Genomic DNA, 14,819 nt, shown 5'->3' on the forward strand with positions numbered 1-14,819 from the left:
GGACTCACTCGCCGATCGGGATCCAGAGCAGCAGGGCGGCGCCCAGCAGGATGCGGTAGATGGCGAAGCCGGTGAACCGGTGGTGTTCGATATACCCCAGCAGCCATTTGACGACCATGAAGCCGGTGATCGTGGCCGCCGCGAAGGCGATGCCGACGTCGGCCCAGGTCTCGCCGCCCAGTCCGCCGTCCATGGCCAGTTCGAGGAAGGTGTAAGCGCTGGCGGCGAACATGGTCGGGATGCCGACCAGGAACACGAACTCGGCGGCCGCTGTGCGCCGCGTGAGGCCGGCGAGCATGGCGATGAAGATCGCCGCGGCCGAGCGCGAGGTGCCGGGGAAGATGCCGGCCACCACCTGCGCCAGGCCCACCAGCACCGCGATCGTCCAGGTGACCTCGGCGCCGTCGGGGCTGCGGCGCTCGGCCACGCGCTCGGCCACGATCATCCAGGCGCCACCGATGATCAGCGCCCAGGCGATGGGGGTCACGGTCTCGGGCAGCTCCCAGCCGAGCAGGCGCACCGGCAGGCCGACCAGTGCGGTGACCAGGAACGCCACGGCGAGCTTCATCGCGTAGTCGCGGTTGCGGGCCTCGCCCAGGCCGGTGGCCAGCGCCGTGATGCGCTCGCGGAACACCAGGGTGATGGCGAGGATCGCGCCGGCCTGGATGACGATGTTGAAGAAGTCGGAGCGCGCGCCGAGCCAGCGCTGCGCGATGAGCAGGTGGCCGGTGCTGGAGATCGGCAGGAATTCGGTGAGGCCTTCGAGGATGCCCAGCAGGAGGGCGGCCAGGGGGTCGGTCATCGGCAAGGTTCCGGAGCGGGGTCGTCGGCCGTGGCCACGCGGCCGTCAGGCGGTCGCGTGGCGCTGGGCGGGGCAGCGCGGCAGCATAGCCGATGACGCGACTGCACCGTCGTGGTGCCTTGTGCCAAAGAATCGCACCATAACGGTGCATCGTCGCTCTGCGTTTTGCACTGACACCATTGAATTCAATGGTTTGCGAGATGGCACGGCGCTTGCGAAATCGCACTGCGATCCCCGGCATCCGCCCGGGCCCGAATCCCACTGCAATCCGGAGCCACCCATGTCTGTCGAGAACGTCGAAAAGCTGATCACCGACCACCGCGTCGAATTCATCGACCTGCGCTTCGCCGACATGCGCGGCGTGCAGCACCACGTCACCTATCCGAAGTCGATCATCGAGCCCGGCCTGTTCGAGGACGGCAAGATGTTCGACGGCTCCTCGATCGGCGGCTGGCGCGGCATCCAGAACTCGGACATGGTCCTGCTGCCCGACCCGTCCACCGCCTTCCTCGACCCGTTCACCGCCGACCCGACCCTGGTCCTGACCTGCGACGTGCTCGACCCGGCGACGATGCAGGCCTACAACCGCGACCCGCGCGGCATCGCGCGTCGCGCCGAGGCCTACCTCAAGGCCAGCGGCATCGCCGAGCAGGCCTTCTTCGGCCCCGAGCCCGAGTTCTTCATCTTCGACTCGGTGCGCTACGCCAACGAGATGGGCCACACCTTCTTTCACGTCGACTCGGAAGAAGCCGCGTGGAACTCCGGCCGCGAGTACGCCGGCGGCAATACCGGCTACCGCCCGGGCGTGAAGGGCGGCTACTTCCCGGTGGCGCCGCTGGATTCGCTGCACGACATCCGCGCCGACATGTGCAAGACGCTCGAAGCCGTCGGCATCGAGGTGGAAGTGCACCACCACGAGGTCGCGAACGCCGGCCAGTGCGAGATCGGCACGAAGTTCAGCTCGCTGGTGCAGAAGGCCGACGACCTGCTGACCATGAAGTACGTCATCAAGAACGTCGCCCACCGCAACGGCAAGACCGCCACCTTCATGCCCAAGCCGCTGGTGGGTGACAACGGCAGCGGCATGCACGTGCACCAGTCGCTGGCCAAGGGCGGCGTGAACCTGTTCTCCGGCGACGGCTATGGCGGGCTCAGCCAGACCGCGCTGTGGTACATCGGCGGCGTGTTCAAGCACGCGCGCGCGATCAACGCCTTCGCCAACTCCAGCACCAACAGCTACAAGCGCCTGGTGCCGGGCTTCGAGGCGCCGGTGATGCTGGCGTATTCGGCGTCGAACCGCTCGGCCTCGTGCCGCATCCCGTACGTGTCGAACCCGAAGGCGCGCCGCGTCGAGTTCCGCTTCCCGGATCCGATGAACTCGGGCTACCTGATCTTCACCGCGCTGATGATGGCGGGCCTGGACGGCATCCGGAACCAGATCGACCCGGGTGGCCCCAGCGACAAGGACCTCTACGACCTGCCGCCGGAAGAGGCCAAGGGCATCCCGACCGTCTGCCACTCGCTTGACCAGGCACTGGAAGCGCTCGACGCCGACCGCGAGTTCCTCAAGGCCGGCGGCGTGATGAGCGACGACTTCATCGACGCCTACATCGCGCTGAAGATGAAGGAAGTCACCGCCTTCCGCGGCGCGGTGCATCCGCTGGAGTACCAGCTGTACTACGCGATCTGAGCCAATCCGCGCCACGCCCCCTGTAGGAGCAGCTACAGCTGCGAGCGGAGTTCCGGCGAGACCGGGTCGCCGCTCTAGCTGCTCCTGCAGGTTGTTGGCGGTGGCGCGGTGGCGACGGGCGCTTGCATTGCCCGCGCACGCAGGCTGCAATGCGCTTCATGAAGAAGCTCGTCGCCGCGGCCCTCTGCGCCGCCCTGTTGTCCGCCTGCGCCCACCAGGCGCCGCGCAACCCGATCGCGGAATGGGTGCCGTCGCCCAACTTCGACGAACGCCGCCCGGTCGTCATCGTCCTGCACTACACCGAGCAGGAGTCCGTCGAACAGAGTCTGCACACGCTGAGCACCGCCAACAGCGGCGGGCCGGTGAGCTCGCATTATCTGGTCGGCGACGACGGCGCGATCTACCAGCTGGTCGCCGACGCGCATCGCGCCTGGCACGCCGGTGGCGGCCGCTGGGGCACGATCACCGATCTCAATTCGGCGTCGATCGGCATCGAGATCGACAACGACGGCCGCGAACCCTTCAGCGAGCCCCAGATGCAGGCTCTGCTGCGCCTGCTGGACGACCTTGCCACGCGGCTGCGCATCCCGCGCACGCAGGTGATCGGCCACTCCGACCTCGCGCCCGCGCGCAAGATCGATCCCGGCGCGCTGTTCCCGTGGCGGCGCCTGGCCGAAGCGGGCTTCGGCATCTGGCCGGCGGACGACGCGCCGCTGGCGCCCGCGGGCTTCGACGCGATGCGCGCGCTGGAGCAGGTCGGCTACGACACCTCGCACGGCGACGCCACCATCCGCGCCTTCCGCCTGCGCTTCCGCGGTGACGCCGGCACCGTGCTGGACGACGAGGACCTGCGGATCCTGCATGCGCTCACCCTGCCCGGCGGGGCGGGGCTGCTGGAGCCTGTGCCCCGGTAACACTCCCTGCCCGGCAGCGGGCGCTCCCGCCGCGACGGCGGCGATGACCAGTGCGAACGGCTTCGTGCCCGTGGAGATGCCCGGCGGCACGCCGCGCAACGCGGTGCTGGTGCTGGCGCCGCGCAACTGCCCCTCGGACCAGGCGCAGCGCACCGAAGCCCTGGTCGCTGCGCTCGGCCGCGCCGGCATCCCGGTCGTCCGCGGCGACGGGTTCTCCTTCGACGTGGCCAATCCCACGCGCGAGCAGATGCAGGCGATGGAGCGCACCGTCGAGGTCTTCAAGCGCGGCGCGCCCGCCGTCTACGTCAATGGCATGGGCATGTCGAACCCGAGCGCGGCGCAGGCGATCGCGGAATACCGGGCGCTGAGGACGCGTCGATAGGCGCGGTCGGGGCGACATTGGGCACACTGCCCGAGTTCGTCAAACGGGGAGATAGAAGTCGGTGAGCTGACGTCCAGTAGCCCTACAGACTACCCCCTAGAAAATCCCGAGTAATCTGGCATTTCCTTAAAGATCAGTAGCTTGCCCATCTCCTTACCTGCGCTCTTCTTCAGGGAAGTTTGTCAGCGAGGGTGGTTCGAAGGTCAGTCCGAGGCTGAAGCGCACTCGCCCTGCGAAACAATGCAGGTGGGCCTGAGAAGTGCCCCTTCTATTCCGGGGATCCCCAGATCGACACCTTCTCAACATCGGGGAGTGGGCGACCAGAAAGTGGGCGAGGGGCGATCAAGCTCGAGCGTGAACGTCGGCGCGTGGACGGTGTAGTTGCATCTACCGCGTTGTCACCCAGCTGCTCCAGGCGTCGCAGGGGTGACATGACATTGAATCGGGACATGATGAAAGTAGCGCGGTCCAAGTCTTCGGTGGTCACCGCGAAGACGATATCCCGTAAGAGTTCCTCGGCGATCAAGAAGGGGATCTCAGCTGCCGAGGGGCTCGAGTAGGCCATGAGCTTGAACACCTCTGTCACGGTGATCGCGTGATCGGCGATCAGGACCCAGGTGCCCTTCTTGTAACGGATTCTCCGACCCTTGGCTTGAAGCCCACGAACAAAGGCATGCCCGCACAGGTACCACAGCTGCTCAGATGCGGAGCGACGGTACGGGCAAGCAGCAAGGGTGAGTAGAGCCTTTGCCAACTCGCCTGCAGATGTGAGCGCGGCCTCTGAAAGCCCACCGTCAATCGCAGCGCGAAGTGCAAGGACTCTGGCAGAGACCTCATCCAGTCCTGATCCCAATGATGGCGGCCGGTCATCATAAAATCGCAGCAACAACTCGCTGACGGAGCATGAAGACCTGCTGATCCCAAGCTCTTCATGGAGACGCCCTGAAGTACTGAGAGGCGAGCGGTCCAGTTCGAGAAATTCCCAAACGTCAGACCGCCACACCTTGGCAGCCTCCGGGAACTCGCTGGTCAACTCATCAAGCAGACCGCGACCAATACGGCCTTCGCCTGAAAGATAGCGTGCGCGTCGGTCGGCGCGGATCCCGAGCCAAGGATTGGCCACCTCTCGTTGCCGCGTGGATCGCCCACGCGCCAGTTCACTAGCGGCCTCGACGGCCCCAAAGAATCCGATACGACGTGCTCGAAGAAGCGCGTTTTTCACCTGGGAGCGCCAAAAGTCGCCAATTGCACCTTGTTGCGCATCGCCCTAAGCAGATCATCAACTTAGAGGGAACTGAATGCCGAAAAACACGGTAGCCGCCACGTGGACAGGCAAATAGGATTGATGGCCTATCAAGATGCAGAAGGAGCGCCCCCAAAGAGCCGCCAGCCATCCCACGCGTTGAAACCGTCTTAAGAGAGGAAAAGCAGAAAGCCCAAGGGTTGCACCCCCTGGGCCTTCAAAGCGCTGACTTGCATCGCCACGCGTAGCTTATCCCCTCCTTGACCCCTTTTGTCAATGGCCCGGCGACGGGGTGGGGAAGTACTGCCCACCGTCCTTCCGGGGCATGGAACGTGGAGCAACCAACATGAGCACGCAGCTAAGCAAGTGCCTGGGTCACAGTGTGTGTGGAAGGAAGGCATGACCGGGATCCCTCCTTCAGTCGATCCGGCCGTCTTCCTCGAAGCCGAAACTGAGGAACTGCTTACTTCGGCGTTACGCGCGAGTGTCTATGAACGGCTAGGACTCGCACAGTCTCAGCGCGACGAGCTGGAAGCGATGATCGAGGAGTCCCCCGCTCGGAAAGTGGCGCAGGCTGCGCTGAAGAACATCCGGGCGGCAGTCTGGTCAAAGAAGAATGGGGCAGTACGTATCGTCGAAAGCCATACCTGTGAGCTCGCCTTCCTATACAAACTAGAGCTGGACCCCGATGTGATTGGGTATTACACCCAAGTGTGCTGCAGTGGGATTGTCCGAGAACGCAATGGAAAACCACATGTCGGCGCTGCCACACTGGACTTCTTGGTCTTCAGAACCAACTCAATCGAACTGGTTGAGTGCAAGTACCAAGACTGGCTCAACGAAGAATGCGAGAACACGAAATCGGACTACAAAAGGTCCGATTTAGGCTGGACTCATGCTCCATATTCAGAGCGAGCAGAGGCACTTGGGGTCCGCCTCAACATCTGGGCTCAGCGAACCCCGATGGGCATGTACCTGCAGAATCTGGAGGCGTGTTACGCGCTTCTAGGAGAGACGATCACGCGAGAAGAGCTTGCACTCTCCAAGCGCGTTAGTCGACTACTCAAGCACTACCCATACTCCATTGAGACTCTCAATGCAGTCTATCCAAACTTCAACGAGCGGACGGTTCTGTGGATGCTGGCGAACCGCCATGCATTCGGTCTGATGCGTAGCTCTACCCCGATCGAACGGGATCGTTTCTTTCTTTTTAAGAACGAGTCGCATGCTTTGGCCGCCGATGCTGCATGCTACTCAACGCTTCGGGACGAGTTTGATCAACCACAGATTACCGATCCCGTCTTGACAGCAAGTGCCACCGATCTTGCTCATGCGGAACGGAGACTCAATCGACTCGAAGAAATAGCGAAGCGGCCAGAACTCGCGACGGTGAGGATGGCGCAGCTCGCAAAAGCGGTGGCAGAAAAGGTGGCCGGCGGAATGTCGCCACTCGCTGCATGTCTTACGCAGTACCACAACTGTGGAAGCTCCACGCCGTCGCCGCTAACCAGTAAGCAGCGCCAAGGCATCCGCTATGTAATCAGCGATATCTGGAACAAGGGAAAAAGAAACTCAATTACCGAACTTCGTCGCGACCTGAAGGATTGGTGCGATGCCGAGGGCGAGCGCACGCCCTGCGCTACAACATTGGCCAATTACGTTGCCCGTGAGGATCCTCGAGTTCGCGCACTTTCGCGAGGTGGCTTCCGGAGCTACCACGCCGTTCGCCCACGAGCAGGCAGTGATAAGCGATCTCTTCCTCCCTTGGGATATGGCTATCTTCTGATCATTGACTCCTCAGGCTTCGACGCCCGCTGTGCACCAAACATACTCACACAGTTTCCCGCCGAGAAGCCCCGGTTCTACCTCGGAATTGACGGAGCCACCGGCGATGGGATGGCTCACTCGTTCATCTTTGGTGCGGCGAGAACTGATGGTATGGCCATACTGTTGCGCGAGTATGTTCAGCGCCACGGCTTTCTTCCGAGGGCCATACAGGTGGATCGCGGGCCTGAGAACACATCAGATTGGCTCAAGCGCTTTTGTCGAGTTAAGGGAATTACCCTGCGCCACACGCCAACGGGCGGTAGCCAATTCAATGGCGCGGCTGAGAACGCAATTAAGCAAGTCAATACACAGATTGCTCATCGGATCGCGGGAAGCTCTGAGCCAGACATGGCAGGACGAAAAGTAGACGGACGATTCAAGAGCCGCAAGACGGCACGTCATACCTTCGAGTGGATCCATACCGAATTTCTCGCATATGTCTATGGGGATATTCCAAAGACGCCAGACGCAGAGGGCGTCACCCCAGAGGAGAAGAGAGAGGAAGTTCTAGCGACCGTAGGCTGCTTCGGTACGACGTGTGAATTCGATGACGCGTTCCTGGTACACACCTCGATCACGTTTGATAAGAAGGCGAACGCTTCAGAGCGTTCCGGAGTGCGAACTGGAAGCGGCTACTTCACGAGTGATGCCATGCAGCGTGCGCTGCGAGATGATCCCGTAGAAGAAGTTCGGTCTGATTGTGTTAACCCCTCCGTCCTGTGGGTAAAGGTAGGACAGCGTTGGTGGAAAGCATTCCATCGCACTAGCCAGGCCTTGGCAGTACGTAGTCCGGTCTCACGTCTATTCGAGCTGCTGTTCAAACCCTATGCCCGTAAGAAGTGGCGTGAGGAACGCGAGGATGTCGCGTACGCACGCCACACGCGCCAGAAGAACGCGCTCGAAGCCGCCGCAGCGACGTCTCATCTTGGGCCCGATAGCACCTCAAGCCCGGAGAGCCAGCCGGAGCCTGTGCGCACGGGGCGTCGAAAGGCGGTCGATTTCAGTTCCGCGCCCAAGTACTAGAGAAGAAGAGATGCTTGAAATCATTCCGCACCGGAACTTCCTTGCCGCCCAAGCGAGGCTTCGTCGCGCCCTGACTGACCACCGGCCCGGGCGCCTTATAGTGGTGATCGGGGTAGGTGGAGTCGGGAAAACCACGCTGCGTTGGTCAGTCCTGCGGGAACTCTACGGCAACCCCAGGCACTGGGGGATTGGAAAGATACCCGTCATTGAAGTAATGGCCATTCTGGGTGCGAAGGCATACTTCAATAGCAAGGCGTTGGCTGAAGAAAGCCTCGACCAGTTGCATATGCCCGATCTCTCGTGGTTGACCAGAGGAGCCAAGACCACGCCCGAGATTGAGATGATCGAGGAGGCTTTGGCGGCATCGCGTGAATTCTGGAAGGGCGCCTCCAGAAACCTGACCGAAGCGGGGTCATGGAATGCATTCAAGAAGAATGCACGCGAGCGTGACATGAAGATCTTTAGTCTCGAGCATGCCTCCGCATTGTGCATCAACCATAAGGACACGCGGCCTGCTCAGCACATCATCAACCTGATGTCGATAATGGAAGCGACCGGGGCGATGGGGGTACTCACGACAATTCAGGATGGGGCCGCTCTTTGGAAGGGGCGCTCGGAAGTTCGGCGCCGCATGGATGTGATATGGATGGCTCCCTATGATGTCTCGAAGCCCGAAGATCTCAAATGTTACCTCGGGCTTCTAAAGCGTATTGCAGCACCCTACTCCTTTAACCCTCAGAATCTACTTGAGCGCTTGGCGCCAGAAATCGCGGCCGCAACAGCCGCTGTGTACGCGGAGATGGTGAATCTGTTCCAGAGAGCAGAGGAGAGCGCGCACGACGCCGGCCGGACAGAGTTAATCGAGGCGGACTTTCATGAGGCCTACTACAGTGCCGATGATCTTGAAACGCTGTGGAGCGATGTGGCCAGGTTCTGGGAAGTAAAGCGTTCCGACAAAGCGTCTGCAGTCACAGAGCGCGCCGACAAACTGTGGCCAACAGAAGATGAGTGAGCGATACAGCGCCGGCAGCGAAGAAATGTCGAACGCTCTTGATCGAGCATGCGTTTGCATACATCTGTTGACAGCACGATGAGTGCCGTAAGCTCGAGCATTCCGAACTGGACCGCGCTGCCGCCACTGCGACTGAGGGGGGTGGAGACGGGTCTTGTGGAGTCGCTTGATCACTACGCGCTGCGAATGGCGGATACGTGCGGTATCACACGGCCCGTGCTGGTGTCTCTCCTAAGAAGAAGCAAGGGGCTTCCTGCTGACGGTCAACATTCCCAGTATTTGTCCAGCTGGACGGGACCGCGTAGCGACTACCTCAAGCTTTTGGAGCCTCTCGCTGAAAAGAGCGGGCAAAGCGACCTATTTCGCGGAACATTCCACAACGTAGCAGAGGTTCTTGGAAGAGGCGGCCTTGCTTCGCGTACCGGTCGTGAATCCAGGCGGAGATGGTGTCCGCGCTGCTATTTGGATTGGGACGATGAATACAGCTATGAGCCTCTTGCGTGGGCGTTCAACATGCTGGCGGCCTGTCCTATCCACAACGTCTTTCTTGAAGGGGCGTGCCGTAACTGCGGACGGGAGCAGTCCTTTAATCGCAACTATTCCTCCCGTCGCAGTTGCATGGGCTGCGACCGGCCACTTGGAGGTAAGGGTGAGGTCGCTCCGTTGATAGGGGAGCAATCGTGGATCGACGCACGGCTGGTAAGGTTCTCCCATTTCGTGGCGCGGTTGGACGAGAGCATCGAGCGTGCAACGTATGACGTGTTCTTGACAGCAATGCTGGAACGCCAGGAAGCTGGCGAGGTATTTCCGCCCGCTATTCGGCAGTACGTCAACGAGCAGCTAAGAACGCGTAAGTTGCGAGCATCGATTCCCACTATCACTCAGTACCTGAATATATGTGCGTTCCAGGGCACAGAGATTGAAGATCTGCTACTGGCACCCCGGGAAGCTGCGGCAATGCCATTGTTTGGCTGGGGAGAAGATTTTGGTCGTGTGAGGTTCGGGCGTCGGATACTGGCGCCTAAACTGCTGGAGATTGGCGCCTGTATGGAGGCACTTCTTGCGGACCCATCGATCCGACTACTGCCCATGGGCTTGTTAAGCCGCCACTTTGGACTATGGGGCGACGTTGTCCGTGACAACTTTCCAGATACACACCGCATGTACGTTGAAAGGCACGCTGCGCAGATGGGTGAGTTCACAAGAGTTTACGAGCGCGCTGCCTTCGAGTGTGCCTTTCATATGCTTGATCACTGTAAGGACAAGGGGATCAGTGCTGCGACGGTGAAGAAGATTTGTGCCTCGGTTGCGGCGTTAACGAACGTCTCTCCATCGACAGCGGTTGAGTGTGTCAAGGCTGTAGTTCTTCTTCATAAGACGAGAAGGCGCATCAATTTGCGTGATTCGTGATCGGGTCTGCCTACGAGCCGGTCGCAAACTGGAGTCATTCGCCTCATTGGGGTCAGAGATGGCGCGGCTCGGTACACCTAGAGGGGCATACCTGCGATCTTCTCGACCGATGCGACCACCCGATCTCCCAGACCTAACAGGCTGGGCGATTTGACACCGTCCCGAACGGTTCGGATCTTGTAAGTTCCGGACGCCACCATTTGATAGGCCTTTGCCTCATCAGTCACGTGAATTGCGTTCTCTGAGCGGTGCATCTGCGCACCGCGTCGACTGAGCCTGAAGGCGCCATCGCCATACCGAATCGGGTAGATGTGCTCACCGCGGTATCCGCGAAGCACGAACGTTCTTGCCAGGCGATCTGAAGTGGCTCGCCGCCCTTTGCCTGTTGGGACGTCCCTCGGAGGGAAGGAATCAGTATTCGTCTGGACTGCGGGGGGCGACGCAACCTGAGAAACAGTGCCGAGCTTGCGGAGCAGAATCCGCCGCCGTTCGTCAAGATCATCTGCATTGGTCTTGACCGAGAGTGCGTCCCGAGACTTCTTTCCGAGAAAGTAGGCAATGCGCTCGCTGTTCGTACCCGAGGGGTGCGGTAGCCCGTCCAGGCAGCGCTCGCGCGGTATCAGTCCAGCGTCTGCCAGCGTCAGCAGGACAGCGCGAGCCTCCTTTCCCAGAGCGATCCACCAAGCATTATTGAGCTGCCGCACCTCTTCAACAAGCCAGAGTTCGGACATCTGGCGCAGAAGTGACGTCGACAGGATGGATGGGGCTCCTTGGTAGTCCTTCCCGTCGAGGAAGACCGGATAGCGCAGCGCTGAGGTGAAATGCACCAGGTCTGTGCGGTCTCCGAACAGTTCGCTGCAGGATGCGATGCCCAGCTTGCCCTGCAGTCCGATGCTGTCTAGCAGGGCAACCAGGCTAGTGCGCATCTGGCCTGAAAAGCTGGCGGTGGCTTTGGCAATGGCGAGGGCGTTGCTCTCACTATGGCCCGTGGCCAGGGCATCTCGCAGAGCGTCCAGAGCCTTTCTGGCTTGCTGTGTTCCCGGTGTCATCCCCAGCAGGACGACGCGTGCGTGGGGGTTGATATGGTCGAACGGAGCGTAATGGCAGCTGAGGGTGCCCGAGCGCTCGATCAGAAGCGCTGGATCAGTCGGTGCAAGGCTTCGGTTGGACATGATAGTCGTGCGGAAGCGCCTGAGCAGTGAGGTCGTGGTCATGTTGAAGTCCCCCTGTATTCTGATGTTGGCCTAGTGGATGCTGTCGAGATCGGCACTGGCACGTGCGTCGGCGTGGGCAAGTGCGAGCAGTCGGTAGGTCTGTCTGGCGAACTCACCCGGCTGTGGCATGCCAGTGAATTCGGCGAACTGCTTGAGTAATGCTGGCGAAAGCGCCGTGAATGCAGCCTCGGGCTTGCGCGCCGCAATTGCAGCGAGTGCGTGCGTCACCTCCGCTGGCCACCCGTTCGTGCTGGCAAGAGTGGTGGCGTCGGTACCTGCGTGCTCTAACCAGCACTTGCAGGTCTGGGCCAGGGTCGCCGTATCGGTGATGAGCGGCTGATCGGGGCCATCGCCCCGAAATCGGGTGGGTTTGAAGTCCGGCCGGCGCGAGAGCCATGCCAAGGCATCTTCCGCCTTGATCCAGGCGCGATGCTTGCGGTTCTCCACGGGAATGGGGTTGGAAGCGCCTCGACTTGTGGCCGCACGTATTGTCTTTTCCGCGACGCCTGCAAGTGCGGCGAGCCACTCGATGCTCAACTCCTCATCGTCGTCGAGTGCGTGTCTCGCATGCGCCGCGTTGATCAGACGTTCCAGCGCCTGCTTCTGGCGGATGTCGATCAGATCGGTGCCATCCGGATGCATGAAGCCGGCCGGGAGCAGCTCGCTGATCGTGCCCACTTCATGGAGTGCCGTAGCCAGCTGGCTCTGGCTACCGCGCCATTCGCCCTCCCAGGCGTAGACCGCTAGATCGCCGACGGTAGTAATGAGGTTCGTAAGGGAGTCCTCAGGGCTCTCGACGAGCACGGGACGCTTGCCGGTGATGACGCCCAGAACCTGAGTCATGGCGGACGCGAGTTCTTGGACGAGGGACTCAGCTTCGGAGCGGCTAAGGATGGTCATTGAGGATATCCAGAATTGCTGTGTGACCACATTAGGCCCAGCGAGGCGGATGGTCAAGCGGGATATCGATGATGCCCATTCTCTCGCCAAGGATGGCACCTAGGACGCGCAAATTCATAGACTTACGCCGTGACGGATGGGATGACGTGCGGGCAGGCTAAAAAAGTTCAGGTTATAGCACCAAAAGTATTGAACTACTGCACGCGATGAAGGATAGTACCCTCAAGCGAGGAGGGCGATGTGATGTTCAAGAAGACCAGGCATATCGAGAAGCGCATGTCCCAGCGTGGCATCAGCCAGGCAATGGTGGATCTGGTCCTGCGCTACGGAGAAGAAGGTCGCGCTGGGCGCGTCTTTCTCAATCGCAAATCCGTTTCCCAGCTGCTTCGGGACTACCGGGAGCTGATGCGGATCCTGGACAAGGGTGGCCTTGAGGTTGTGGTGGAAGGCGAGTCTCTGATCACGGCCTACAACCATCACGGCCGGGGGCGCGCCTGACATGAAGACTGAAAGTGCTGGTCCCGTTCTCCGGCAGGTCCAAGACCCTCTTCGGGAGGCGGGCTTGCCTGTGCCTGCGAGCAGCATCGTTGCGCTCCAGCTGATCATCTGGTCCTACCTGTCTGAGGTTCAGCCGGCTCGAATTCCGGAAGGAACCCGGCTTCCAGAGGTTCTTCCGCATGGTCTCGCGGGTATCACCGAGGCTCTGGGCAAGATGGCAGCTGCCGGTGGTCTGCTCGGCCAGGCCTTCAACGAAGCGCCGGCATATGTGCGCATGGCAAGGGAGTCGCTGGTAACCGCTGCCGGCACGGCGGCTCGCTTGGCCAACAGCGGCATGTTCTCGCGGTTCCCCGCGGAAGAGATTCTGCACGTCGTGCTGGGGGATTCCCGTGAGTACCCGATGGTTTCATCCGAGCTCGCGACGCTGATGGCGAGCCTCGCCGTCGCCCCAGAGCATCAGACCGTCTATTGCCCTTGGGAAAGCACCGGACAACTCGTCGGCGAGTTGGCCGGGTACGACGCCCGTCTGCTTGTTGAGGCACCGTGGCAGACGTCGTTGCCGGCACTGATGGCATTGCTGCGTGTTTCCAGCACATCGGTTGTGCGGACCGACCCGTTGCGCAACCCCACGGCCGTGAAGGAAGGCCGCCTGGAGAAGTTCGACGCATGTCTCTCGTTCCCGCCAATGGGAATGAAAGTGAACGATGATGTCGCCCAAGACCTCTTCGGTCGGTTCACGGTAAGTAGGGCAACGAGCACGGGGCTCATGATCCAGCACATCGTTGCCCAGACCCATGGTCGAGCTGCGATCGTCGTTCCCAATAGCTTCCTGTTCGGACCAGGAAAAGATCGTGAGCTCCGCGAGCACCTGATCAGCCAAGGAATGGTTGAAGCAGTGATCGCGCTTCCCGCAGGCATCCATCAGACAACTTTGGTCCCCACGGCGTTGCTGCTGCTGAACACCACGGACAGGTTCGGACAGATCCACTTCGTTGACGCTAGCTTGCCCTACTTCCTTGCAGACCCGGTGCGGGGGCGCCCCGTCCTCACTAAAGTCCATGAGATTCGGCGCTACTGCTTGTCGTCTGAGTCTAGTCCGTCGCCTGGGGTCTCGGAACTCGACGATGATCCGAGCCTTGCAGTCGTGGTCGGGACAAATGAGGTGCTGGCGAACGACGCCTCCCTCCAGGTGGATCGCTACGTGATGTCTGCAGAGCAACGCGATCTCAAGGCACAGATTGGATCCTTGCCTACGATCCCATTGGACGACATTGCGACGTTCGTTCAGCCCGTTTCCAACAAGGACCGGGCGGCGGATAGCCCGACGGCCATTACGGTGTTCGAGGTGGGTGCAGCGGACATTCCAGAAACGGGTTATATCCGCAAGCCCGAGAAGGCTATCAGTATCCAACTATCCCCCCGGCGTGGCGGCGACCCCGAAGACGTGTTCCTGCGTCCTTACGATCTTGTGCTGATCGTCAAGGGAAGCGTGGGCAAGATCGGCGTGGTTCCCCGCAATGTGCCTCCAGCGGGTCCTGGTGGCTGGGTAGCGGGGCAATCCGCAGTTGTTCTTCGGAGCAAGTCCGCGACCAGCGACCTGCGCGGCCTTGCACTCTGGTTGCGGTCTCCGATGGGGCGCAAGCTCCTTGACACCATTCGATCCGGTGCGGCGATTCAGATGCTGTCGATCAACGAGCTGAGGCGCCTCGGGTTCATCTCGGGGCTCGACTGGTGGAACGACGTGGCCGTTCAAGTGCTTGAGCAGGAAGACGAGCTACAGCATCAGATCGAAATCCTCCAGGACAAGCAGACCAGCATCGCGGAAGACCTTTGGGGAAAGCTCAGAACTTCTGCTAAAGAACTCGCGAGCAAGTAGTCGGCACCGCGGCCCGCACGACATCAAC

At 61.0% G+C, this 14,819-nt stretch carries 12 protein-coding genes; 8 read left to right on the forward strand and 4 right to left on the reverse strand.

Annotation, left to right across the window (positions count from 1 at the left end; genetic code table 11):
• Window positions 1-4: 4 nt before the first annotated feature.
• Entirely contained in the window at window positions 5-802 is a 798-nt protein-coding gene (locus IE168_RS10240; protein ID WP_189497928.1) for an undecaprenyl-diphosphate phosphatase, read from the reverse strand.
• A 280-nt stretch (window positions 803-1,082) separates the two neighbouring features.
• On the opposite strand from IE168_RS10240, the gene glnA reads away from it, so the two are divergent.
• From glnA to IE168_RS10255, 3 genes are all read left to right on the forward strand, one after another.
• On the forward strand, window positions 1,083-2,492 hold the full coding sequence (glnA, locus tag IE168_RS10245; RefSeq protein ID WP_189497930.1) for a type I glutamate--ammonia ligase: 1,410 nt from the start codon (window positions 1,083-1,085) through the stop codon (window positions 2,490-2,492).
• A gap of 158 nt (window positions 2,493-2,650) precedes the next feature.
• On the forward strand, window positions 2,651-3,406 hold the full coding sequence (locus IE168_RS10250; protein WP_229823403.1) for an N-acetylmuramoyl-L-alanine amidase: 756 nt from the start codon (window positions 2,651-2,653) through the stop codon (window positions 3,404-3,406).
• A gap of 43 nt (window positions 3,407-3,449) precedes the next feature.
• On the forward strand, window positions 3,450-3,788 hold the full coding sequence (locus IE168_RS10255) for a hypothetical protein (RefSeq protein ID WP_189497935.1): 339 nt from the start codon (window positions 3,450-3,452) through the stop codon (window positions 3,786-3,788).
• A gap of 268 nt (window positions 3,789-4,056) precedes the next feature.
• On the opposite strand, the gene IE168_RS10260 is transcribed toward IE168_RS10255, so the two are convergent.
• Window positions 4,057-4,911: a hypothetical protein gene (locus tag IE168_RS10260; protein WP_189497937.1), complete on the reverse strand. Its 855-nt coding sequence runs from the start codon at window positions 4,909-4,911 to the stop codon at window positions 4,057-4,059.
• A gap of 519 nt (window positions 4,912-5,430) precedes the next feature.
• On the opposite strand from IE168_RS10260, the gene IE168_RS10265 reads away from it, so the two are divergent.
• The 3 genes from IE168_RS10265 to IE168_RS10275 all read left to right on the forward strand — a co-directional run bounded on the left by IE168_RS10265 (window position 5,431) and on the right by IE168_RS10275 (window position 10,303).
• Window positions 5,431-7,881 carry a hypothetical protein gene (locus IE168_RS10265; RefSeq protein ID WP_189497939.1) on the forward strand — a complete coding sequence of 817 codons (2,451 nt, stop codon included), beginning with the start codon at window positions 5,431-5,433 and terminating at the stop codon, window positions 7,879-7,881.
• Between the two features lie 10 nt (window positions 7,882-7,891).
• Entirely contained in the window at window positions 7,892-8,893 is a 1,002-nt protein-coding gene (locus IE168_RS10270; protein WP_189497941.1) for a hypothetical protein, read from the forward strand.
• Window positions 8,894-8,971: 78 nt separating this feature from the next.
• The gene (locus IE168_RS10275) at window positions 8,972-10,303 is read left to right on the forward strand and encodes a TniQ family protein (protein WP_268245212.1); all 1,332 of its coding nucleotides are present in this window, start codon (window positions 8,972-8,974) and stop codon (window positions 10,301-10,303) included.
• 77 nt (window positions 10,304-10,380) lie between these two features.
• On the opposite strand, the gene IE168_RS10280 is transcribed toward IE168_RS10275, so the two are convergent.
• Both IE168_RS10280 and IE168_RS10285 read right to left on the reverse strand, forming a co-directional pair.
• A complete protein-coding gene (locus IE168_RS10280) occupies window positions 10,381-11,517 on the reverse strand; it encodes a hypothetical protein (protein ID WP_189497945.1) in 1,137 nt (378 codons plus the stop codon).
• Between the two features lie 30 nt (window positions 11,518-11,547).
• The gene (locus tag IE168_RS10285) at window positions 11,548-12,417 is read right to left on the reverse strand and encodes a hypothetical protein (RefSeq protein ID WP_189497947.1); all 870 of its coding nucleotides are present in this window, start codon (window positions 12,415-12,417) and stop codon (window positions 11,548-11,550) included.
• A gap of 243 nt (window positions 12,418-12,660) precedes the next feature.
• Between IE168_RS10285 and IE168_RS10290 the strand changes: the two genes are divergently transcribed.
• On the forward strand, window positions 12,661-12,915 hold the full coding sequence (locus IE168_RS10290) for a DUF4258 domain-containing protein (protein ID WP_189497949.1): 255 nt from the start codon (window positions 12,661-12,663) through the stop codon (window positions 12,913-12,915).
• Window position 12,916: 1 nt separating this feature from the next.
• Window positions 12,917-14,791 (forward strand): N-6 DNA methylase, encoded by a 1,875-nt coding sequence (locus tag IE168_RS10295; protein ID WP_189497951.1) that lies wholly within the window; start codon window positions 12,917-12,919, stop codon window positions 14,789-14,791.
• Window positions 14,792-14,819: the final 28 nt, after the last annotated feature.

The sequence above is a fragment of the Luteimonas padinae genome (genome assembly GCF_014652935.1).
Classification (GTDB): Bacteria; Pseudomonadota; Gammaproteobacteria; order Xanthomonadales; family Xanthomonadaceae; genus Luteimonas; species Luteimonas padinae.